Origin of the sequence: Echinicola jeungdonensis (assembly GCF_030409905.1) — a bacterium.
Lineage (GTDB): Bacteria > Bacteroidota > Bacteroidia > Cytophagales > Cyclobacteriaceae > Echinicola > Echinicola jeungdonensis.
The window spans coordinates 2,143,823-2,168,502 of record NZ_JAUFQT010000001.1 but is presented as its reverse complement, the minus strand read 5'-3'; the positions used below and the strand labels follow the sequence as shown (position 1 = coordinate 2,168,502).

The window sequence follows — 24,680 nt, the reverse complement described above, 5'->3', positions numbered from 1 at the left end:
TCAGCTTTCTATTCCGCTCAGTGTGCATCCCTAATAACCGTTCATGACTATCCCACCATTTAGAAACTTTGAAGGGAGATGATAATAAGTTTACTAACTTGGACCGCTCTCATATCTAAAATCTATCGTCTCATATCTCCAATTACTGTATTCCAAAAAGGAAAAACACCGGCATAAAACCAATTGTTTCCCTAAGCGACCTTAGCCCTTTATAGACCAAATCCCTTGCGGATTTTGCATTGGAAAGATCCATCAATTCTTTGATTTGTTCATAACTCATGCCTTCATAATAAAGGTAATAAATGGCCTCTCTTTTTCTGGGAGACAATTCACTTAGGGCCTGGCTTATTTTCAGGGATTTCTCTTTATCAATCTGGCTGTTGATTAAAAAATGTTCATGTGAAAATGTGATTTCAAAAGGAATATGCTCATTCAGTTTTTCCTGTTTGTTGTACCAGGAGGTCAGCTCTTTAATGATTTTTCTTTTCAGACATTTGAAGAGATAGAACTTGATAGAATCTGTTTCACCAATAGTTTTACCATTTTTCCTTAATTCGAAAAACACATCATGAATAGCGTCTTTTACCAGATCCTCATCCTTACAAATTCTAAAACCATAACTAAAAAGTTGGTCGAAATGGGACTCATAGATTTGCAAAAAAGCAGCGTTATTTCCTGATTTAAATGCTTGCCAAAGCTGAATGTCTGAAGTTTTAATGCTTTTGGCCTCTTTTTCTGGACAGATTACTTCAGCTGCAAACTCCTTTTTCAAGTTATTTTCCATTTGGCACTTAGGGTTATTTTTGGGATTTAAAGACCAACCAATATTTATTTTAATATTCCAAGTGTTTTTCCTGCACATTAAAGAAAAAAGTTCAGGGGAATTAGAAGACGCAATGGTCGATTTCTAAAACAAATTCTCAGAAAATGTAAAATAAATTATTAATGGTAACTTTCCCAGATTTAGCTGGTTTTTCCAATTTTTAGAAATGGCTAACCGCCAAATTATGAAACAATTATACAATAAGTGTTCTGAACTATCCTGATTGGGCATGAGCAGGAAGGTTAGGTAAAAAGGGGATAAGAAAAAACCAACTCCATTATAGAGTTGGCTTTTCTGTCTATAAAACCCCTAATCGAAATGAAGTTTTAACAATTACTGTCAAAATCTTCTTTCCAAACCGATCCACATGTTGGGATTGATTTGAATTAGAAATTTAAAAATTTCATTCGTTCAAATCATACTGTACTATGCTGTTCACCCTTTGTTTTTCACCATTCATGGAAAAATTAAGCCAAAAATCCTTTACCTCGTTAATTTAAGCAAGGAAACTCCTTGGCGTGGAAGAACCAAATCCACCTTCAATTTTCCATCTTTCACTTTTACCCATTTTGGTGGTTCTAAAAGTTCCAATTGTCCCGCTTCCTCAAGCTGACGGATTTGAGAATCGCTCGGGTTTTGGGGAGACCCCATTTTTTTCCAAAGCTCATAGGAATTGCTGTTCTCCTGATCCACTCTGAAATGTAAAAGCTGATACTGGCCATCAGGTAAATTTTCCATATTCAGGGCCACAGATGAAATTCCTCTCAAATCATTTCGGTCATGATAATTCCAGACCATAACAGTGGCTTTTTCCCCATCAATAGCAGCCAAAGCATTGATGTCCGGTTCCTCCCCGCGGACGCTTTGATCCCTAATGGTTTTATAATCATAGGGCAAACCAGCATTTCCACCAAGGGTTCCACTTACGGCTACCCTTTGCCCAGTCATCATGCCAAACATCCTAAAGACATTCAGTACCGGCTTATTTACTCCATTGGTGGCCATATCCCTAAATCCAGCAAACCAAGGCTGATTTTCAAATTCAAAACCCCAGGTTACTGCTCCCAGGAAATTTACGCCATAATGATCCGCCAACTCATACTTTCTGGCAAAAGAAGCGGCTGTGTAACTGGAATACATGGTTCCGTTCCTGTAAGCGTTATGCGGATAATCGGCTTCAGAACAGGCTGCACAACCTTCCGGATCTGACTCCCCAATGATGATGGGCAAGTCTTTGAGCTCAGGGTAAGAGGCCACTATTTCAAAACCTTTGTCAATATCCCTTAATTGCCTGCCCATATCCATGACCACCACACCATCATCCAATCTAGGACTTCCCTTGGCATGAAAGGTGATAAAATCCAACGGGGAACCGGTCTTATCCGTAGCATAATTGGTACCTTTGGTCACATGGTCCAGAAACATTCTTAGTTCTTTGGCAGCATCGGGATGACCTGGCCCCGTAGTCTCAGGTCCTCCTATTTTTATAGAAGGAAGTGCCCTTTTGGCAGCATCAGCAGTAAAATCGTAAAGCTTGAAATATTCTTCCGTGGTACCTTGCCAGTATCCAATATTATATTCATTCCACAACTCCCAGTACCAGCTCTCCACTTCTTCTTTTCCATACCGTTCCACACAATGACTGATCCATTGATAAACCAGTTCGGCCCATTTTTCATAATCCTTGGGCGGATAGGCCCAGCCCCTGTAAATCTCTTCATATTTGGCTCCAGGTTTCCAATGGTGGCGGTAGGGTTCCGGTTTGGAGGAAAGTGCTTTTGGCATAAAGCCAATTTGGGCAAAAGGCTTCATCCCTCTCTCGATATAGGTATCAAAAATTTTATCCACAATGGTCCAGTCATAAACAGGATTTCCTTTCTCATCCTCGGTATAAACATTGGTAGAACCCCATTTTAAGGCGGCTCTCGGCCCCTCATCTGTAACCAATAGGCTATGTGCCCTCACATTTACCGGGACAGGGCTTAACTGGGAAATTTCTGTCAGCAACTTTTTCCCATCCTTCATATAGGTATAATTGGGCTCATCATATCCCCACCAGGCCCAAACCGGACTCATTTGTCCAATATGCTGGGAAAAATCAATATTGATTTCCGCTTCCTCTTCACTTACCCCGTTGGATTGAGCATAAATTAAAGACACAGGAATCAAAACAAAAAAAGACAAAATGCTATTTTTGATGATTCTAAATATTGCAAAAGATAATTTCATAAATATTGAATTTGGGTTTTATTGGAAAGTATAAAATTACTTGACCATCCAAATTATATAATTCTTATTAAAAGTTATAAAAACACTTAAATTATTCTGAGCTAGCCAAGACAGTTAACTTAGTTCCGTTTTGAAACAAATAAATTTTGAAAACATATTCAGTGAAAGTTATTAGTTGTTAGGTTTGTTTGTTATTTGGGAGCCTACTTACCTGTCAAGGGATTGCAAGTAACCTTGTTTAGCTGGCGGTTTATGAAGACACAAACTACTGTTGCAGGAATCAATTATTAATTCTACATTTTTCTTTTTTCAATCCTCTTGATTCTTTCCTTTATTTCCATCATTACTTTTCAGGCAAAGACTTATAGACTGGTTTAGTCATATAAAAAAAGCCACCCCAAAACTTTGAGGCGGCTTATTAGAAAGAAATTAACCCTAAACCTATTTAAATGAAAATAATTTAATCCTTTGCAGATTCATCCAGCAACTGCACTGAGCTGTCATTGATCTCAAAATCATGCATCTTTAGCATTCTGATGACTTCTGCCCCAGCTGCGATTACCGGACCATAGCCGTGGGCAGCATATGGATTAATGGGACGGTGGTAGTAAAAAGCAGGGTCGAAACCCATTCCGGTCCCTACACAGGTTCCTTCCACCTGGCCTTTATCATTTACTTTGGTACTTACTGCATTCCAAGCCAAAATTGCCATTGGAGCATGGGCCTGATCATCCACCCAGCCTTCGTTGACCGCACGGGCAATACAATAAGTATATATGGCCGTTGCAGAAGTTTCCAAATAAGAATCATTTCGGTCCAAAAGCTGATGCCAAAATCCCGAACCGGACTGCAACCTTGCCAATCCACGAATATGTTTTCTAAGCAAGTCCAAAACCATTGGGCGGCCTGGATGATCCTCTGGCAAAGCATTTAGCACCTCCACCTTGGTCAGGATGGCCCAGCCATTGGCACGGCCCCAGTGGAACTGAGGGTGTTCCTCCATGCCTTGCACCCAACCGTGCATATAAAGGCCTTTTTCCTCATTGAACATCCGATCAGAAAATAGTTTTATCTGACGGACTGCCTCATCAAAGTATTTTTGCTCACCAGTCAATTTGCCCATTTGGACAATAGCAGGCACACTCATATAAAGGTCATCCAACCAAAGAGTGTTTTTCAAGGGCCTGTTTCTGGCCAAGGTCCCATCCTCAAGGCGGAATTGGCCATTCATGATGTAATCTATAAAGTTGTCAATTACCGGTCTTACATCAGCATCCACCCCGCTTCTCTGGGTCTTGATAAAGGAGGCACAAAGCGCTCCTGCATCATCCAAAGCCCCAGGATACAAAACGGAATGCAAAGCATGGTCCTTGCTCGGTAATTCCTTAAAATGAGTAAAAAGGTCTGCAATTAATTTGACCCTTTTTTTAGTGTAATCGGTATATTTTTGATCTCCAGTAACCTCTCCAGCCAAAAGCATGGCTGAATAAGTCACCCCCCATTCATAGCTCAACAATCTAAAATCTCCTTGACTGAGGACGGATTTTTCATCCACTTGGCTATAATCAGTAAGAGATTCCCCGCCCTCTTCAGAAAGGATCGCTGCTGGCGTGGTAGAATCCAAATATTTATAAATTCTATCTAGAACCTCCTTCACCTCTTTTTCTTCCGGGTGACCATAAGGCACCGGATAATCAGGTTCCAAAAGATGCAAAGGAGTATTGGTATCGGTTAGCACTTCTGGTTCCTGGACAGTTTCTTGTTTTTCCTGGGGTGAGCAGGCAAGGGTTAGACTTAGCAATCCTACTAATCCACCTCGCCAAATTGGTTGTTGGATATTCATAATATTTATTTAAGGTAAAATTTGGGTCATTTTGACTAATTGATTTAAAAATATAAAATTAGTTTTCCTATTGGAATTACTGTCCTGTATCGTGATGGAATTTATTTCAAACCACATAATACAGCATAGCTTTTTGGAATTCTATTTTTAGTTTTATTGATGGAGTTTACCAAAGAAATCATTGATCCAAGGGAATTCCTATTCTCATTATATTTAATATCTTAAATGATTGTGGTTTATAATGAGAGGTGATAAATCATATATCCTAAAAGTAAATTCCATTTGAATTAATTTACCCAAAAAACGAATCCTAAACCATGCAAAGAAAACGAAAAGGATTACTCCCCCTATTTGCATTCCTATTACTAATGGTAGCGGCAGCATTTACTGCCAAAGAAGAAAAACCCACCCTTTATATTATCGGAGACAGCACCGTTAGAAACAGCTCCGGGGATGGAGGGCCTGGCCAATGGGGCTGGGGAACCTTTATTGATGACTTTTTTAACAGTGAGCTGTTAGAAGTCAGCAATCAGGCCATGGCCGGCCGTAGCACCAGAACTTTTGTCAAAGAAGGAAGATGGAAAAGGGTCCTGGATGATTTAAAACCAGGTGACTTTGTTATTATGCAATTTGGCCATAATGAAGGAAGCAAGCCTGACACTACCAGGGCGGGTTACCGGGGGGTGCTTCCAGGAACCGGTGATGAGACGGTTGAGTTGATCTGGCCCGATGGCACACCAGAAACGGTTCATACCTATGGTTGGTATTTAAAAAAGTTTGTTACCGAAGCCAAAGAAAAAGGAGCCACACCCATCATTGCTTCCATGATCCCCAGGAACAAATTCCATGATGGAGAAGTAGAAAGGGCAGATCAGGATTATGGCAAATGGGCCAAAGCGGTGGCCAGAAGGACCGGTGCTTTTTTTATTGATCTGAATGAAAGAGTAGCCAATCAATATGACCAATGGGGCCCTAAGGTGGTCAAAGCTTTATTTGAAAAAGATCATACCCATACCAATGAAGCCGGCGCCCGCATCAACGCCTGGACAGTAGTGCAGGGAATCAAAGACCTGGAAAAATGTAAGCTTCAGGCTTATTTGAAAAAAGACAAACCCACCCTATACCTGATTGGGGACAGTACGGTAAAAAATGGCCAGGGAGATGGTGCTGGAGGCCTTTGGGGCTGGGGAGATTATATGGCTCCCTATTTTGATCTGGAAGAAATCAAAGTGCAAAACCATGCTTTGGGCGGAACCAGTAGCCGAACCTACCAGACTTATGGCCTTTGGGAAAAAGTATATGAAAGGTTAGAGCCAGGGGACTATGTGATCATGCAGTTTGGACATAACGACAGCAGTCCATTGGATGATAATCACCGCGCAAGAGGCACCATCAGAAGTGCAGGTACTGAAGCCGAGGAAATTTATAACCCTATCACTGAGCAATATGAAACGGTATTTTCTTATGGTCAATACCTGAAACAAATGATTACTGAAACCAAAGAAAAAGGAGCAACTCCTATTGTATGCTCATTGATCCCTCGAAACAGCTGGAATGAAGAAGGCAAAGTAAACCGGGCTGATGATAGCTATGGACTTTGGGCAAAACAGGCTGCTGAAGCCAGGGAAGCTTATTTCATCAACCTCAATAAAATCATCGCGGATGGTTATGATGAGTTGGGAGAGGAATATGTTAAAGAGCATTTCTTTAATGACAGGGACCATACCCATACCATCAAAGAAGGAGCAGAATACAATGCAAAAGCGGTGGTTAAAGGAATAAAAGGATTGGAAGAATGCGATCTTAAAGATTACATAAAATAAGAATAAAGTTTAATTTTAATAGGTTATCAAGGCCGGGGGATTCTCCTCCGGCCTTTTTTCTGGGTTTGAAAAAAAGTCAAAGATCGAAGAGGATTCATCTTCCTTTTCCTTTACTCTCTTTTAAGAAACTATTCTTTGACCTCTTGCCAACTATAGGCGGTAAGTTGTCAAAATATTAATCAGCTCCTTCCTCAATCACTCAAATTTTAGGTTTCGGTATAAAAACCCATTTTCCTTCAGCTTATAAATCGATAAATTGTATAGTAAACAGATCTCAAGCCCCTTATCCCAACCAACCATATCTATTAAAAAATAATCCTTTGACTTATGGACAAGGCCATTATTCGAAAACACCTTATAAGTTTACTCCAGTGGGAGGACGCCCATGTCAACTTTGACACTGTCATAAACGGTATACCTGAAGAACTGCGTGGAGTCCAGGCTCGGGGCCTTCCATACTCACCCTGGCAACTCCTGGAGCACCTTCGGACCATTCAACATGATATTCTGGATTTTTGCCAAAACCCAAACTATAAGGAGCCAACCTGGCCTGATGATTACTGGCCTCAATTCGTGGCACCAAGGTCACTTGATGAGTGGGAAAATAGTATCAAACTATACCGCTCCGACAGAAAAGCATTATTGGAAATGGCCGCTAATCCAGAAGTTGATCTCACCGCTCCCATCCCTCATGGTTCCGGCCAAAACTATTTCCGGGAGCTCCTGCTGGTGGCAGATCATAATTCCTATCATATCGGACAACTTGTAATCGTACGCCGTCTTCTGGGAATTTGGAAATAGAGCTTGGCAATACCAAAATAAAGAATATCACAGAGCCATTTTTAGCAACAGTTGGCCTAAAAATTAATTATCAAAAAACCGGCGATTCCCATCAGAAATACCAATCCAAAGCCCAAAAGAATATAATTTCTTAGAGACTTACTGCCCACCGATATTGATATTCCGATCTTCACCAAGGTATTGCAAAGAGTGGCTATTAAAATTACATTTTGAGCGGTCAGAATTGAAAAAGAGTTTCCTGCCAGCTTTGAAACAGAAATGGTGATTGCGTTGATATCAGTCAAAGCAGCAATACCACTGGATATATAAACTCCTTTTGTACCTAATTGGCTGTTGGCATAACTCACCAACAGTAAGATCCCTGAATAAAGGAGGCCAAAAAACAAGGCTTTTTTCAGGTTGAGAGGCTCTCCCAAGGGGAGATCAGCATTGATATCCGGATCCTTGGAGGGCTTTTTATAATAGTAAAAAGCAGCCCCAACGCCCGCCAAAAACACCAAGGCGAGAGGCAATGCCAACTTTCCTATCAATTCTTGGTTAAAAATGGTCATCCAAACAAAAACCCGGATAACCATTATGGAAGAAGCGGTTAGAATGGCTACTGCACAATTTTTTGATAACGCTTTAATTTCCTTGCTCTTCTCAGCAAACACCCATGCTACCACGGTACTGGAAACCAAACCTCCGAAAATTCCCGTAAGCAGAATCCCTTTTTTTCCCCCTAAAAATTTCATCAGAATATATCCCAAAAAACCAATCCCAGAAGTCAGGATAATAACCCAGCCTACCTCTTGCGGGTTTAGGACATCATAAGGCCCCATCGTTTCATCAGGCAAAACAGGTAAAACCAATAGGGAAATCACCACAAATTTAACAAGGGCAAACAATTCAATCTGGGTGATTTGCCTTACGATACTGTGCAAAGGTTCCTTTAAAGAAAGCATTACCAGGGCTATTACCGTAACAGCTAGGCTAGCCTCGATAAAACCAAGAAATGTGGTACTTCCTAAAATAAAGGCTGTCAAGGTTGCAAATGCTGTGGTTCCTCCAATTTTTCCATCTCGAGATTTCACCCAATAAGAAAGTCCTCCATACACCATCACGGAAATCAACCCTGCAACTATCAACCAATGGGTAAATAGGAAACTTAGAAAGGCAATCAAAAAACCGAATAAAACCACAAACACGAAGGTCCTCACCCCTGCAAAGACTTCCTCCTTTTCCGGACTTGCATGCTCCCGCTCCAAGCCTATCAATAATCCAATTCCTGTAGCAATAAGCAGCCTGATGAAAAAATCCATCTGCGTAAGTTGGAAATCATCTGTATCGATCATGAATGTTTCTTCCATAGACCAAAGACTTAAAAATCAAGCCTTAATTACCAAGTACATACTTGGTAATTAAGAACACCCCTATTCATTTTTAAGTAATCCTACAACCTTAAAAAGATATCAAGTTTATTTTTCCTTTTCCACCTCAACTGCATAAATTTGGCTCTCCCCTTCAAAATTAGCTCTGAAAATCACCCAATTACCATCAGGAGAAAAATGAACATTTGGCTCAAGGGAGTAATCATGATGGGCCATATTGACCAGTTTTTCCGATTCCAGCCTATCTTCTTTAGGGGTAAACAGATAAATCCATTGACCATCTTCGGCCTTGGCCACCTGCCCAGGGTCTCCACCGTCCCCGGCAAAAAGATTTTGGTCAGGGGAAATGTTAAAATGAATTGACCAATCATTTCTGTCCATTTGATAGCGGTACCTTTCGCCGTTTTTCACATTGACCCCTGCCAGATAGAAAGTCTCCCCGCGGGGCATTTGCAGGTCATACCATATGACCTCTCCATCACGGCTCCAAAATTCATGTCCTGCAATTTCCATGTCCATGGTCCGCTCATGCATCTTTTGTACTTCTCCAGTCTTCACATTGATATTCCAAATCCGGTCAACTTTATGCCAGGGACCTTCATGGCAAAACATCAATTGGTCAGGATCAACAGGTGAAAATTGAATATGATTAATCCAGGCCGTATCAGAATGTATGGTATCTAATTCCTGGGTTTCCAAGTTTACAGTAAAGAGTGCATGGGGTAATTTTGCATCATATATCTTATTAAAATATTGGGATTTTTCAGGGTTGGCCCGATAAATGGAATCTTTTGCAGGAACACTCTTGGCACCTGCCAACAATTTTTCATCCGCATTAATGGTGCTTATCCGGGCATTGAACCCTTCAGGAAAAACATATACCAAATCTCTTCTTCCGGAGTTTACATCTGTAGCAAACACAGAATCTCCACGCTGGTAATACACCCTTCCGGTTTTTTTTCCCACAATTTCACCTGACATTCCCTCTGGGTCATCAGTAAGTTGAGTAATTTCTTTGGTTTCCATATCAATGGTGAAAAGTTGATTGTTTTCACCAACTGATCCATAAAAAACCATTTTGGTGGTGCCATCCTCAGATTGAAAAAATGGGTTGTTATGAAAATAAAAACTCCGGTTAATTCCTTCCCTGTTGGAAAGCCGTACCACTTTATGACCTGTATCTTTATCAATCCAAGCTTCTGGCATGGGTGGATTCCCTCCGGTTTCCATTTTAGGAATCTCTTCTTTTTCCTTCTCACATGCCACAGCCAGTGATACAGCAATCAATAAAAATATCTTTTTCATGGTTAAATTGGGTTGTTTTAGAAATGTAATTATAAAAAGAAAACCTCCTCCAAATGAAATAGGAATCCTTTAGGATTAATCATTGACTTGATCAAAGAAATGAGATAAAAGGGCTTTTTAGTCAATGATTTTAAATTTCCATTTATCAGGTATCAATTTAAAAAACATTTCCTAACTCCTGGGAATATTGCATGTTATTCTATCAAGAAACTAATTGATTTTGAATGCCTTTTTGATAAAAGTTATTGGTTGTTCGGTTACTTGGTAATTTGTGACCTTTAACTTTTTCAAAGACCTAAAAAAATCCATTGGATAGTGAATGTTCAAATAGAACCGCACCACCCAATGGATTTCCCATTGTTTTTTATTTCTATAAGAATAATTTGAAGTTCTCCTTAATGGAAACCTAAATATTTTACCTAAAGCCTTTTTAATTATTCTGCTGACTTCAAAGTCACTTTGACAGTAAAATGGTTAAGCGCAGGATCCAGGATTTGTTTTGGACTCATATTGAAAACAGGCATTCCGTCAATAGCAAAATGCACCGGACGGATACGGGCATGCCTCCCCGGGTCATATAGTCCACCATCCCCTTTGTCTCCCGGGCCACTGACTTCTCCTTCGGTTCTCGCATGGTAAACCAACAATGGATTCCCATATTCATCGATCGTAAAGGAATTATGACCTGGCCCTTTTTGACCATCCAAATCATCGGTACTCAATAAGGGATAGTTTTGCTTGATCCAGTTATTCGGATCCAATAAATCAGCATCTTTATCAGCATATAAAATGCTTACACAATAAGCTTCATCTACTGTTGCAGCAGAAAATGCGGCAAATACTTTATCTCCATTTTTGATTACGGCAGGTCCTTCATTTACCCACTGAGCACCTTTCCATTCCCAACCATATTCCGGTTTGGATAATTGGACAGAAGGTGACGTCATTTTCCAAGGTTGTTCAGGGTTGATAGAAGCAATTCTCAGATTGGAGCCCCTTGGCTTTTCAGCCCAGATAACATAATGTTTTCCCTGGTGTTGGAAGTAGGTCATATCCAGTGAAAAATGCTGAAAAGCCACCTCATCACTTTCAACTGCCTCACAGTAATGACCTGTTTTTTCCCAGTTTTCTGGCTTAATAGGATCTCCGTCACCTTGATTACAGGCGATGATAATTGGCCGAATTCCCCATACTCCTGCGTCTGGACTACTGGTAGTAAAAAGCACATACCAGGTTCCGTTGATTTCGTGAATTTCGGGTGCCCAAACATACCTTGAGCTAATATTTGAATTTTTTTCATCCCATATGGTCACTTCTTCGGCATCAGCAAGGCCCTTGATAGTTTTTGCCCTTCTTAGGATCACCCGGTCATAGCCTTCAGGATCATCACCACCTACCATGGGGTAGGAGGAAGTAAAATAGTAATAACCATCTGAACCCTTGATGATATGGGGATCTGCTCTTTGCTCAATAAATGGATTAGCAAAAAGGGGTTGAGACGCTTTTCCCCTTATTTCAAAAGTCCCCTGTTTTGCCTTATGTAGCTTTTTCAGGTCACTTTGATTCCAAAATACCGGCATTTCTTTAGTTGAGCCATCACTGTATCTTGCCTTCACTTCATCTGGAAGAATAAGTTGTATTTTTTCCTCTCCGGACAAAGTTATATCTTCCAAAACCTCAAATCCTGTATGCTGGATAGGGGCAAATTTGTTAATCAAAGTTTTATAAGTCTCCAGGTCAGGAGAAAAAACACTAGCATCTTTGGCACCTTCTGGCAAAGCCGCTAAAATGTTCTTTCTTTGATAGTTCTCGGTTTTCCTGGTTTCTTTGATGGTTTCAAGGTCCTTGCTAATGGAAACGTAATATTCACCATCACTTCCCAACCAGGCTATTCGATAGGCTTCTAATTTTTCATCATATTGGCAAACCGGATCCTGCACCTGAACTTCCTCACTTAATACCAATAATCGTTCTCCAGAATAATAGATCAGATCCTGGGTATCATAAACTAATACGCCATTTCCGCTTTGGTTATCAGATGCAACTAGACCATATCCACCTTCATTTTGTTCAAACAAATGGGGAGCCCCCATTTTCCGGGATCCTAATAAAGGGTAAAGGATCGCTTTTCCATTATTTAGCGGAACAAAATCTTGATCATTAGGCTTATAAGCCAAGTGCAAAGATGCAGTTCGTTCCGTATTTCCTTGTTTTACATAAGCCAAAATTGAATGGTCCATTTTGGTACTGTCTTCTGTTATGGGTCTTGCTACCAGAGCTACCATTCCAACAAATAAAAGAAAGAGGCAAAGAAATGCCTTGCGATGGTAAGAAGGGATTATAGGGTTCATATTAGAATTTGGTTTTATCGACCCCGGGATATACCCTAAAGGCCGAAGGATTGTTTTTTATGTGTCAAATATACACTTTAATCAGAAAATCCCAAATTCCGGTTTTTATGTTACATTAAAAAACACTTTTTTCTTCCTAAGAGAAAGGCCTTTCAATATCATAACATTTTTTAGAACTATAGTTTTTTCCTAAAAAGAGGCTATTATTTTAACCCCTAAAAGGGTTAATTGGGCAACTAACATCATAATCACCCCATCTTTTACCCATGGTAATTGTTGTTTAAGCCTTAAAAAGCTTTTATCCCCAGAAATTTAGCATAAAACTGTTTTCACTTTTTTTGTATAAATGAAACACATAACAATTGGTTATTTTGGTTAGAAAATTATTCCGAAGAAAATTCTAAGCCCATTAAAAAACATCGGGCTAAAAAAAGGAGTGCTATAGGGGAAATATGCTAACTATCAATTAAAAAACTGTTCTGAAGCATCCTGCCTTTAAAATATTTAAAAATAAAAAAGGGTAAACAAACAGTTATTTACCCTTTTATTAATTAAATTTTTTAACCGTTTATTTATATTCCTTAAAATCTACTTCCTCGCCGTTGATCATCACATTTTCGAATTTCACATCTTTCATATGGTTCACATTAAATACTTTTTCCACCCCATCAATTCTACAGTTGATCATTTGAAAATTTGTTACCGGAGATTCTTCATAGGCATTGGCCATAACGGCATATTCACCGCCATCTTTAACCTGAAGGTTTTCCACGATCACATTTCTGATGGTAGGAATATGTTCCCCTTCTTCTTCATAGAACATATTAAACCTGACAGCTGCTTCTTTGTAGGTTCCTACTTTCACATTCCGCATATAAATATTTTCCACGGTTCCCCCTCGTTTTGAACTGGTCTTGATACGCAGGACCCTGTCCAGGTTAGGGCTGTCCATCACCAGATTTTGGGCAAAAATATTTCTTGCCCCACCGGAGATTTCACTGCCGATAACCACTCCACCGTGGCCTTCTTTCATTTCACAACCTTCAATAATAATATTCTCCGAAGGAATTCCCGGGTTCCTACCATCTTCATTTCTGCCGGATTTAATGGCAATGCAATCATCCCCGGTGTCAAAATAACAATCCTTGATCAAGACATTTTTACTAGCTTCTGGGTTACATCCATCATTATTGGGCCCCAAGGTTTCCACCCTTATCCGTTCAACAGTCACATTTTCACATAATACAGGATGCACATTCCACATGGGGGAGTTGATCAATTTCACATCCTGAATCAATACATTTTTGCAATCAAATGGCTGAACAAATTGGGGCCTCAGGTAATGTCCTTCACCAAAAACCCTTTCCTCTAATGGTACCTCATCATGCACCATTTCATGCAATAACTTCCTTGCCGGGTTCTGCCTGCCCATTCCTTCTTTCCAGCCAAAATGGGTAGCACCGCACCATGGCCACCAGTTTTCCATATCCGAATTGCCATCCAATGTACCTTTTCCGGTAATGGCGATATTTTCCTGCTGGTAAGCATAAATGAAAGGGGAATAATTCATCAACTCCATGCCCTCCCAACGACTGTGAACCACTGGCAGGTAATCTTCTGCATTCCTGCTGAAGCGTAAGGTTGCCCCTTCAGGAATATGAAGGTTGACATTGCTTTTAAGGTGGACGGCGCCGGTTAAGAACACACCTTCGGGCACCACTACCCTACCTCCACCAGCCTCATGACATGCCTGGATAGCATCTGCAATAGCTTGGGTATTTAAAACCTCTCCACCTTCCTGGGCACCAAATTCAGTGATCAAAAAATCCTTATCAGGAAATTCAGGAGCTTTTATCTGGGCGCGGATAGAATCCAACCCATCCCAAGGCCCTTTGGTTTGGCTCTCCTCTTTAGTGGAACAATTCCACATCACTAATCCTATAAGCATCAATAGCAAATGGGATGATAATCGGTTTATTTTCATAATTAGTATATTTTAATTCGATTTAAGTTTCCCTCGCGGAGTCGCAAAGAAGGCAAAGTTCTATTTTTTTTCATTCCCTTGGACAACAAAACTCTTGATTTAGAATCTATCTTAGCGGGCTTTTCGCCTTTGCGCGAAATTCTTTCTTTGTAAGCTTCACAGTAATTTACCTTCTCAATTCCAAACTGGCCAAGATAAATGGCCCCACTCCTTTAGGGTCATTGGTTCTGATCTTTTCATTGATGTAATATTCATAGGAGCCATCCCGGTAAGGGTTTCCTCCAAGCCCTGCAACGGCGCAAACCTGGGTAAGATCTACTTCCCCATTTTCATCCACCTCTATAAACTCATCCAAAATTCCTTCAAAACCTTTTTCCGCCACTTCCAACATGCTTTGATCCAAGTAACCTTTATTTACACCCTTGGCCAGGGCATATACAAACATGCAAGAAGCGGATGCTTCTTTATAATTTCCAGCCCGCTCAGGCTGATCCACAACCTGGTACCAAAGCCCGGATTCTATATCCTGATAGTTTTTCACCGCTTCAGATAACCGTTGTAAAATCCCCATCAAGTCTTCTCTTCCAGAATGATCATTGGGCAAAAAATCCAATGCGTCCACTACGGCCATGACATACCAGCCCATGGCCCTACCCCAAATATTGGGAGAACGGCCCGTCTCAGGATCAGCCCATGTCTGGAACTTGCTTTCATCCCATCCATGATACAAAAGGCCTGTTTCATCATTTCTGAGGTGCTTTTCCATCAATTTCAATTGAAGGACACCTTGATCAAATGCATCCGGATCATTAAACTCCTTGGCATATTGCATCAAAAAGGGAGTTCCCATATATGCCCCGTCCAACCACATTTGGTAGGTATACCGCAGCTTATGCCAAAAGCCACCTTCATTTGTTTTTGGCTGCCATTTTAATTGGGTCCTCAAAGTCTCAATAGCAATTTTATATTTTTCATCCCCAGTTTGTTGATATAGATTGAACAGTAACTTCCCTGAATTGATCATGTCAATATTGTAGGTCTCATACTTATAAGTCCGGATATTGCCGTCATCCTCTATCATTTCATCTGCATAATCCTTGATGTACTGGTAATATTCATCCTTATCACTGGACTTCCACAAAACTTCAAAAGCATGCAGCACCAATCCTTGAGGATAGCTCCAAACGGGCCTATCCATAAAATCTATCATCCAAGATTCCGGATTCCTTTTCATTATGGATTGGGCCATTCTTTCAGACCAATCCAGGTCCTTATCAATCCGGCTGGTTTGGCCAAAAGTCAATTGACTCATAAAGGCCATCAGCATCAGAAAAAAGCTTAATTTCTTCATTCTATTTTTTTCGTTACAAGGTTTAATTGTCATTCAAATTTACAATGCTAAAAGGGATTGCAAATCCTAAAAATAACGGAAGGCCCGGATTTGTAATCCGGACCAGCAATCTTACATCTCAAATTTCCCTTATGGCATTTTTGTCAAACCCTCCGATTTCACATTCCATTTGCCATTGTCCGGGAAACCGGGGTTAGGACGATCGGATCCGCCCTCCCAGCCGGCAGTCATCATAGCCACCGTGGTAAGCAATCCGCCATTGCCGGGCAGATAGATACGCAATCTTTCATCCTGGTAATTATGGCCATTGGGCAGATAGGTATTTTTCTTTTCTCCCATAAACAAGGCCTCCAAGGCAGTTTCTGGCATACCCAATCTGGCAGCGTTCATGGCCATCATGGGATAATCCCAACCCCAGGTGGATTCCCAATCCCAAATCTTCAGGATTTTTTCCAGGGTGTTTCTCATGATGGTGGTATCAATCATTTCAGTCTTGGGCAAAATGCCATAGGCTCCCAAAACGATTGGGTGGTCATGGAGGTAAAAATCATCTTCATAAGCCCTTGGGTGGGTACTGCTGGGCAGATACAAACTGTCTTTGATGGCCAAAGGAGCCAAATTATCCAATACTTCCCTCCACTTGGGATTTTCTTCCATCCCTAACCTTTTTTGCCAATCCAGGGCCACCTTTAGTCCATAATGCCAATAGGCCAACTCAAAAGGTGGGTCATCAGTGGAATTGGCGGGGAATAATTCCTGAGCAGGAATCAATGGCGCAATCAAATGGTATTTTCCATCTTCTTCGCTCTTTTTGGCAAAGGAAGCCATGAATTCGGCAGTCTCGAAGACCAATTCTTTATATTTTTCTAAAGTCTCCTTTTCTGGTCTTGCATTGTAAATCTGTTCTACAAAATAAAGGAAATGGGGTTGTTGCCAGATCAGGTAAGAAGCCACACTGGAAGGGCTTTCATCTCCATAAGGATCTGTCATTTTTTGCCATCTGGCCCCTTCAAAACCTTGCCTTTCAGCTGTGGCCTGGGCTTTTTCCAACACATGGAAATACCATGGCAAGCTCTTTTCCATTAATTCAACACGGCCCCAAAGGGCATAATGGGCCGCATGCCACCAGTGCATCTCCATATGGAATTTGCCGTACCAACTGTTCATGGTCAAGCCTGTTTCCTGCGGAGGTAGTGAACCGGAACAATTGACCTTAGTCAGGTACTGGGAAAGCACCACTCTCCTTTCCAATTCATGGGCACGCTCATCGGTGCATTCCGAGAAATCAATAGCACCACCCGACTGCCAAAAATCTTCCCAGCCTTTTTCACTACTTTCTGCGGTAGCTTCATAATCCGGCACTTGCTGTTCACCTTCTTCTGAAAACAATGCAGTAAACTCAAAGCTCTCCTGGTCGGATCCTGGGCTTAAAGTAAAATAATGCTTTTCGGTTTCCTCAAAATTTCCCTCACCTTTCCAGCTAACATCGGTTACATATTGGGTGGTATCAAGGGTTCTGTTGATGCGGATCTGTTGTTCATTAATGCTTTCCAGATCAGATTGGTGTTTTTCCGGTTTGGTCCAGTCATAACCAGGGCAAACATGACAATCAGAACCATAAGGGAAAGCAAATTTGACTTTTAACCTTCCAGCTGAAATGAGGGGCGAACTGATTTTTGCAGAAAAGCCATCTTTTTCCTGATGACCATACAATTCCACTTTGACTGGGTGGCCCTCTATTTCATATTCACTGGTGATTTTTCCTTTCCAAAGCTCCTGTTCCTGATGGATATTTTCCAGGTCATTGACTGCTACTTCTGATCCATCTTCTTTGATTAATTTAAGACCAATAATGCCAAGGTGAAGCCTGTGGGGACTGGTCCTGAAATAATCAGTAACTTCTTTTTTCCGGCCTTCTTTGTGCTGTACAGGAAAGGGAATTACCTGCCCAATGGCGGAAGTATCATAACGCAATATTTCTTCCCATTTGTAATCACTTGGATTGGGGAAAGCATGCCAGCCCCATTGACTTTGGGTGCCCAGTGACACGCCTTTTTCATAATATTTTGGAAAAGTTTGTAAGCCGGAAACATCCACGGTATAAGCAAATTCCCCATTCCCTACAGATAGGGAAGCTAAAGTATCCGGTTTTTCCACTACCACATTGTGGCGGCTGACCAATGCTTTTCGGTCGATTTTATCTGTCTCCTCCATGGTGGGTTCCTGGCAAGCATCCAACAGCATTAAAAGCGGAAGCATTGCAAGCAAAAAATTAATCAAATTGGTTTTTCGCAAATGATAATTCATATAAAAGAAATTAAGGTTGTTTCATTGTTTTATTAATTTTGGCTGTCAACGGTCAACCGTCAACAGTAACTCAGTATCTATTTTATTTAGAGAAATAGGGTCGCTAACGTCATTGCGGGCCCTTGAACGCTTGGAAAAGAGATGGGAAAAGGGCGTGGCAATCCCCTTATTAAAGAACTCCCAATGCATCTCCCCTCAAATCCAACCCTCAGCCTATTAAGCAATGTTTTTTTCGAACTAAGGCTACAATTTAATCTAGCAATGCTCCCCAATCATCTTTCCAAAGTAACCGCCATTAAGCCAATAACTACTTCAATAGTGGTGGCTTTTATTTCCAGGGATTCCAGTTCTTTACTTTCATCCAATGGCAAATCTAGCACGGTCGCTGCCCCGCCATCGATGCCATAATTGGTAAAATGGTCTATTCCCACATAATCATCATGGGCTTCATTACTGATTTTTCCAGATTTGAGATGTACCCTTATAGGTCTTGGCTGGTCAATGTCAAAGGCATAACCATCGATAAAATAATCCTGCTCAATGGGCCACCAGTTTTCCGGATTTTTTAATTCCATTTCCTCTGTACTTCCATCTTTGTAATGAACAATTAACTTCCCATTGTCCATCCTGCTTTGCATATGGTTAGTGGAACCTGCCATCAGGAAATAAGCGTGTTTGGCTTTCCCTTCCAGCTTCACTTCTCCCTGGTCAGGATAATTATCCCACAAGGAGGCAAAAAGGATATTATTGGAATCGTCACCAGGTGTTTGGAAAGCTATTCCTTGAGGCAATTCAATTTGATGATCCTCCCCGGCTAATTCTCTCAACCCAGCATCATTAATATCCATATAAGCCCCATGGCTGGCCCAATCCCCCATTCCATGAACAGGAATCTGCAAGGTGGGGTATGGAGACCTTGGACTGTAATAATTGTTTCTGAAAATCTGGGTGACCTTATCATTCAAAGCTGGCGATATATCAACTGTTTCCAAATCCCCTTGTTTAGGAGAAACAAAATTCCAATTAATCACCTTTTGTTGGGCAAGCAATTCTTCTCCTACGTAAACCTCTACGATATTGGTTCCGGTTTTTAGAAAATCTGGCGATTGGACTGTTAATTCCAGTGGTTCTTGATCAGCCAATTGCACCGATTCTTTCCAAACCTTCCCATTTACTTTTACCTCTATCGATTTTGGCTTTACCTCATTGTTGGAAAGAGTAAATTGAAGGGAATTTTTATTTTGTTTTTCAGCGGATTTTATTTCAAAAGTTGGCCTAATTTCAATGGCCATAGGTTCCCACCAATTCATTTCGCCTTGTTTAATTTTCACAAAAAAGGTCCCATTTCCGGTTTTTTCTCCTGTTACTGCATGAAACTTTCCATCATTCACTGCTTTTTCGGCTAATATTTTTTCCGGATCGTAAACATCTAACAACATTTTGGCGGGATGTTCCAGCATAATTTTCACGCCCGGAGTTAAGCTTTTTTCCAAGGCCATATTTTCTACCTTTTCTCCTTCCCAGGTGATACTTACGGTAGCTATTTTATCCATTGGTGCTTTGATCAAAACCCTTGGCTGGCCAACCTCATATTCCAATAATTCCCAATCAGCATTTTGTCCGTTAACCAAAACTTGTTGAACTTTTTCATTTCTGGCATTGACCACCAGGTTCAATTCCAAAGTCTTTCCAAAACGGTTGACCACTTCATACTGATCTGTCATCCCGGACCTTCTAAAATCAACAGCCAGGTCAGGCGTGCTTAGGGTTGCATATTCCCAAAATGCAGGAAATCCAGGTACGATGTTTATCTTGTCATGTAACAAATCAGGTTTCACTCCAAACAATCCTTCTATCAGGGAACGGGCTCCCATACCCACTGCATCAGCAAAATCCCTATAAAGTTCGCTCCGCATAGCATCCAGGAAGGACAATTGCTGGAAATTACCGGGGCTGCCTCCCAAATACATACTTTCCAAAATAGCACTTTTCCAAAGTCTGAAAGCCTCGGTGGAATTTCCTGCCTGCCAATAAGCCAAACTGGTATGAAGCACCTCTGCTAATGCCACATTATTGACAGACCAGGTATAGGGCATCCAATTGGTGGTGGAAATTGTGTGATATTCGCCTTCCGGCAAACCCTGGGCTACCAGTGGGATATGGGGAATTTCCTCATCCAAATAACGTGTCATCTGATAAGCCTGGAAAGGATCCGGCACCTCGCTGTCAACGGTATGATATACTGACCAAACCCCGGCATTTGGGTGAAGCCTTTCAGGCCCCAAAAAGTCTTTATATTCTGCATACCAACCCTGGTCTTCCAACCAGAGGTGCCCATTCATTGCATCAAGTATTTTTTTGGCCTCTGCTTCAAACTGATCATCTTCTTCCCCTAGGATCCGGGCCAATTCTGCAGCCTTTTTATTTGCATAGTAGTTGTATGCTGAAGCGTGGGCTACCCCTCCACTGTTATATTGCAAGGCATCACTGGCCCAAATGCTGGCATAAGCATTATAGAGTCCATCTCCATCAGGATCAAAATTTCTTTTCTCCCAATTCAAATGGCGGAGTATGGATGGCCAAACCTCAAGCAGGTAAACCTTGTCCCCGGTCCAATCAAAATGCCGGATCAACTGATCAAAGAAGACCTGGTTCATATCATAATGGTGTGGAGCAGATGGTTCTCCGGGGCGGCGACTGATGTAGCCACGGTTAAAAATAGATTTGCCCTTCACCTCCATTTGTCTGGCTAAATGTTTTGCGGTATCAGGATCATTTCTGGTTCCTCCTGGCTCCAGGTATTGGGATTCAAGGTAACCATTAAAATGGGTTTTTGCCCGTTCATGCCAGCCCATCCAGTCAGCCACATAAGCTCCTCTCCATCCTGGCAAAGGCATTCTCCAGGCCACGGCACCATGCACATAGGCAGGTTCATCATAAATCGCATCGGCAGCAATACCCAATGCTCCTCCAACGGTATTGATATAAGGATCGGGGGTGTTAACTTTTATCCTGTTGGCCAAAACTTTTCTTTGCGTATCAGCCTGTTCAAATATTGGTTCCAGGTCCGCATATCCCATTGTTCCAAACCCTGGCCGGTAGATGGAAAAATATTCGGTATCAAAACCGAAAGGCATTTGGCCTAAGATCACCTCAGCTTCACCTTTTCCTTCCTTCAAAAGATTTGAAATACTATAAAGATGCTCGGGATTGGCCAATTTCAAACTTGCATTTTCTGGAAAAACACCCAGCATTTTAGATCTGCCTTCTTCATTTTCCTCTCCATAAAGGAGTTCAAAACGGTTATCCCCAGCTATTTGGATATCATTCCCCATGCTTTTTTCTTCGGTGAGATAAAAAACAGATGGTGGATCTGCACCCAAATCACCCATACGACTAAACCGCTTTCCAGTCACCCCACCATACAGCCAAAGCAAATTAACCGACTCAGGAACACCCTGCTCTTCAACTTTAAAAATCGCGCCTTCCCTTTCACGGAGGGGCATAACGGTAATTTCTATTTTACCACTTCCCAAAATTGGATCGGCAATGACATAATGCATTTTTCCGGATTGGTACCGGGATTCAATATGGACTGCATCTTCCAACCATTTGGCATTGTTCTCTTTTTGAATGCCAAAACGGAAATTGCCTCCCATACCAGGAAGGTAAAAGGAAAATTCAGGCAGGTCACCTGCTTCGGTTCTAAAGTCAGAATGGTAGCCATACAAAGCCCGGTTAAATTTCCGGTCACCATTGACGATGACAAAATCTTTTCCATCGGGAGTATAGCGAACTTCCCTTGGCTGATCATGCCAGTATTCCTGGGCTTGAGCCGGTCCCTGAACAGTAAATAAAAGCCCGAGGGCCAAAACTGATAATCGAATTTGATTTTTGGTAATCGAAAACATTTGAGTTGGCTTAAGAATCAATTTTAAAGACAAATGAACTGGAGGTCATGTATTCCCCTCCCTGACTGGCCAGAAACAGGTATTCCGGCTTTCCATCTTCGAATAAAATTTGTGGCCTTTCAAACCGGCCATACTTAGAAAGGTGACCTGGCTTGGGAGGTTGTTTGAAATAATAGTCGGTTTCAAAATAAGCTATTTGGGGATCTTCAGAAAAATGAATCCCATCCTCTGATTCCAGATACAATCCGTATTGATGGTTATAAATCCCCATATCCCGTATCAACATGCGGAATTTCCCATTTTCATGCCAGACAAAACCATCTTCTGCCTGAATATTATTTCCCCTACCGGAATAATCGATGATGGGGTTCCCTTCATATTTTTTATATGGGCCTTCAGGATGATCAGCTATTGCCAGACCATATTTCCGGTTTCCACGGATTTTGGGGTCCGTATAATTTTCATATTCGTAAGTATTCCAGGACTTGTAATAAAGAAAACAACGTCCGTCTGGATGCTTGACAAAGGAAGGGTTTGTGGTGCAATGATCATCCCAGCTTCCTTCCGAACCTGCTTCCAACAAAGGTCCATCCGGCCTTTTCCATGGGCCATTTAAGGAATCAGATACTGCCAGCCCAATTCTTTTGGTATTGGTTCTCCGGTTGCTATTACCCATATAAAAGAGGTAATACTTTCCATCAATCTCCTGGATATGGGGATTATGGCAGGTAGTTGCATCCCAATGATCTCCTCCCCGGGGGGCAAAAATGGTTCCCTGATGGGTGAAAGGGCCTTCTGGCTTATCGGCAATTGCATGAGCTATTTCAGATTTATGGATCCATCCTCCCATGCCATATTTTTCCGGCCAACGGGAATAAAAAACATGGACCTTTCCATCCTTTTCATAAATGGGACTGGTGCCCCAAACGTAATATCCTTCGGTTTCTAATATCCTGTTTAGTGGTTTCAGACTTTTGGCAAATTCCGAAACTTTATCATTTCCATCTCCTATTTTCCAATTTAAAGGCAATTGACATATAAAGGGAAAGGCTGCCGAGTAAGCAATAAAGGATCTTCGGTTCATCGTTGGTTATTATCTGTGGGTTATCAATTAATGAATAACGGAAAAGCAAATTCCTTTTATTTGTGGGCCATTTGCTTTTTATCATTTATCAGTCCATTAATATAAGTTTCCAAAGCGGTATATCCATCCTTCTTTATACTGTTTCCATCATCGGCATCTTTTGGATTTAAACCATGGTTTTTTTCCCAGCTATCCGGAATCCCATCACCATCCTTGTCTTTTGGGGCATTTCCACCTTTGACTTTTCCGGGTCCATTCATAGGAAGGTCCATTTCATCATGAATGGTCTTTCCTTGGGTTCCTAAAGATTTTAAATCATTGATTAAAAATTCATCCACTTCATCCCGGTGCAGGGAGGCTCCTACTCTATTCAGGGCCTGGTAATAAGCTGCCTCAGGTGAAATGATGGTTACTTCAGGATAATCAAATGGCATTTCCATCCAGGTTACTGGTTCATAAACCTCTTTTTCCACTAAAGCACCATCAAGTTTTCCATTTTTATTCCCATCAAACAAATTGTTGGCAGCATAAATATGGAAATTCTCATTGGAGCGATTAAAAGGCTGGGTATCCCCAGATTCAGGGCCTGCGATAAAATAATTGTTTTGAACATTGGCATAGGACATCCTTGCCGACCCTCCACCCTGGATATAACCGGTAACAGCATAGTTATAGACCACATTGTTGACATATTGGTTGACGCCTTTCACTTTTGGATTCCTGGTGTGATTGTTGATCCAAAGGCAGTTCAAAATAGAAACTCCTCCACTAGGCTGTATCAATCCCCCGTGGAATGGGTTTGAAGGCCTTGCCCAATGATGGAATGTTGAAGAGTCACATCTCTCACATCACAATTCAGGTCGAATGTGCCATCCCTGCCCCATGTCACGGAGACATAGTCAAAGATCATATCATGTCCCTCTGCAATTCCGATGGCATCACCGCCTTTATCGCCTACTTTTCCCATTCTTACCCGGATATAACGGGTTATGGTATTATTGGCATTGGAAAAAGAAAGGCCATTTCCATAAATGGTAATTCCCCCTTCCGGGCAGTTTGGCCAGCTATGGTAATATTTTTCGATACCACAATCCTGGAATTGATCCTGATAACACCTCCCACTTCAAAAATTACAGTCCTATTTGGTTGGCTGACGGCATCCCGGAAAGAACCAAGTCCTTCATCATTGAGGTTAGTTACTTTGTACACTTCCCCTCCACGGCCTCCGGTGGCATACCTTCCAAATCCTTCTGCCCCTGGAAAGGCCAGTTGTTGGGCAAACAAGTAAGAGGAGGTAAATATTAGGATGATTGAAAGCAGTAGTTTTTTAATATTCATGGCTTTATTCTTTGGAACATTAACTTTCACTAACAAGAGCGCTCTTTTATAGAGATGAAAATAGATTTTTATGGTCATTCCGACGACCTGATAATTATTAAGGGGACAAAACCTCCGAAAAGCAGACAATTTGACCGTTAGGGACCTAGACAACAAAATC

16 protein-coding genes are annotated in these 24,680 nt (G+C 41.4%); 2 read left to right on the top strand and 14 right to left on the bottom strand.

All coding sequences use genetic code 11. The features are described 5' to 3' along the window. Positions 1-142: 142 nt before the first annotated feature. From QWY93_RS09080 to QWY93_RS09070, 3 genes are all read right to left on the bottom strand, one after another. Entirely contained in the window at positions 143-784 is a 642-nt protein-coding gene (locus QWY93_RS09080) for an RNA polymerase sigma factor (protein ID WP_290247892.1), read from the bottom strand. A gap of 522 nt (positions 785-1,306) precedes the next feature. Next, complete coding sequence (locus QWY93_RS09075; RefSeq protein WP_290247891.1) at positions 1,307-3,052, bottom strand: GH39 family glycosyl hydrolase; 1,746 nt, start codon at positions 3,050-3,052, stop codon at positions 1,307-1,309. Between the two features lie 460 nt (positions 3,053-3,512). Then, positions 3,513-4,895, bottom strand: coding sequence for a glycoside hydrolase family 88/105 protein (locus tag QWY93_RS09070; protein ID WP_290247890.1), 1,383 nt, complete (start codon positions 4,893-4,895; stop codon positions 3,513-3,515). A 317-nt stretch (positions 4,896-5,212) separates the two neighbouring features. On the opposite strand from QWY93_RS09070, the gene QWY93_RS09065 reads away from it, so the two are divergent. Further along, positions 5,213-6,718 (top strand): rhamnogalacturonan acetylesterase, encoded by a 1,506-nt coding sequence (locus QWY93_RS09065; protein ID WP_290247889.1) that lies wholly within the window; start codon positions 5,213-5,215, stop codon positions 6,716-6,718. A gap of 327 nt (positions 6,719-7,045) precedes the next feature. Next, the gene (locus QWY93_RS09060; RefSeq protein ID WP_290247888.1) at positions 7,046-7,519 is read left to right on the top strand and encodes a DinB family protein; all 474 of its coding nucleotides are present in this window, start codon (positions 7,046-7,048) and stop codon (positions 7,517-7,519) included. Positions 7,520-7,575: 56 nt separating this feature from the next. Here the strand turns inward: QWY93_RS09060 and QWY93_RS09055 are convergent, their stop codons facing one another. The 11 genes from QWY93_RS09055 to QWY93_RS09005 all read right to left on the bottom strand — a co-directional run bounded on the left by QWY93_RS09055 (position 7,576) and on the right by QWY93_RS09005 (position 24,520). After that, a complete protein-coding gene (locus QWY93_RS09055) occupies positions 7,576-8,868 on the bottom strand; it encodes an MgtC/SapB family protein (protein WP_290247887.1) in 1,293 nt (430 codons plus the stop codon). Between the two features lie 108 nt (positions 8,869-8,976). Further along, complete coding sequence (locus QWY93_RS09050; protein WP_290247886.1) at positions 8,977-10,194, bottom strand: oligogalacturonate lyase family protein; 1,218 nt, start codon at positions 10,192-10,194, stop codon at positions 8,977-8,979. Positions 10,195-10,628: 434 nt separating this feature from the next. Continuing rightward, positions 10,629-12,545, bottom strand: coding sequence for a family 43 glycosylhydrolase (locus QWY93_RS09045; RefSeq protein WP_290247885.1), 1,917 nt, complete (start codon positions 12,543-12,545; stop codon positions 10,629-10,631). Positions 12,546-13,113: 568 nt separating this feature from the next. Next, positions 13,114-14,529, bottom strand: a complete 1,416-nt coding sequence (locus QWY93_RS09040) for a glycoside hydrolase family 28 protein (protein ID WP_290247884.1) — start codon at positions 14,527-14,529, stop codon at positions 13,114-13,116. 166 nt (positions 14,530-14,695) lie between these two features. After that, complete coding sequence (locus QWY93_RS09035; protein ID WP_290247882.1) at positions 14,696-15,880, bottom strand: glycoside hydrolase family 88/105 protein; 1,185 nt, start codon at positions 15,878-15,880, stop codon at positions 14,696-14,698. Positions 15,881-16,009: 129 nt separating this feature from the next. Beyond that, positions 16,010-18,187, bottom strand: coding sequence for a glycoside hydrolase family 65 protein (locus QWY93_RS09030; RefSeq protein ID WP_290247881.1), 2,178 nt, complete (start codon positions 18,185-18,187; stop codon positions 16,010-16,012). A gap of 272 nt (positions 18,188-18,459) precedes the next feature. Then, positions 18,460-22,098 (bottom strand): DUF4450 domain-containing protein, encoded by a 3,639-nt coding sequence (locus tag QWY93_RS09025; RefSeq protein ID WP_290247880.1) that lies wholly within the window; start codon positions 22,096-22,098, stop codon positions 18,460-18,462. 10 nt (positions 22,099-22,108) lie between these two features. Beyond that, on the bottom strand, positions 22,109-23,182 hold the full coding sequence (locus QWY93_RS09020) for a glycoside hydrolase family protein (protein WP_290247879.1): 1,074 nt from the start codon (positions 23,180-23,182) through the stop codon (positions 22,109-22,111). A 56-nt stretch (positions 23,183-23,238) separates the two neighbouring features. Then, positions 23,239-23,964 (bottom strand): hypothetical protein, encoded by a 726-nt coding sequence (locus QWY93_RS09015; protein WP_290247878.1) that lies wholly within the window; start codon positions 23,962-23,964, stop codon positions 23,239-23,241. Beyond that, complete coding sequence (locus tag QWY93_RS09010) at positions 23,961-24,149, bottom strand: hypothetical protein (RefSeq protein ID WP_290247877.1); 189 nt, start codon at positions 24,147-24,149, stop codon at positions 23,961-23,963. The genes QWY93_RS09015 and QWY93_RS09010 overlap by 4 nt, the downstream gene beginning before the upstream one ends. 20 nt (positions 24,150-24,169) lie before the next feature. After that, the gene (locus QWY93_RS09005; RefSeq protein ID WP_290247876.1) at positions 24,170-24,520 is read right to left on the bottom strand and encodes a hypothetical protein; all 351 of its coding nucleotides are present in this window, start codon (positions 24,518-24,520) and stop codon (positions 24,170-24,172) included. Positions 24,521-24,680: the final 160 nt, after the last annotated feature.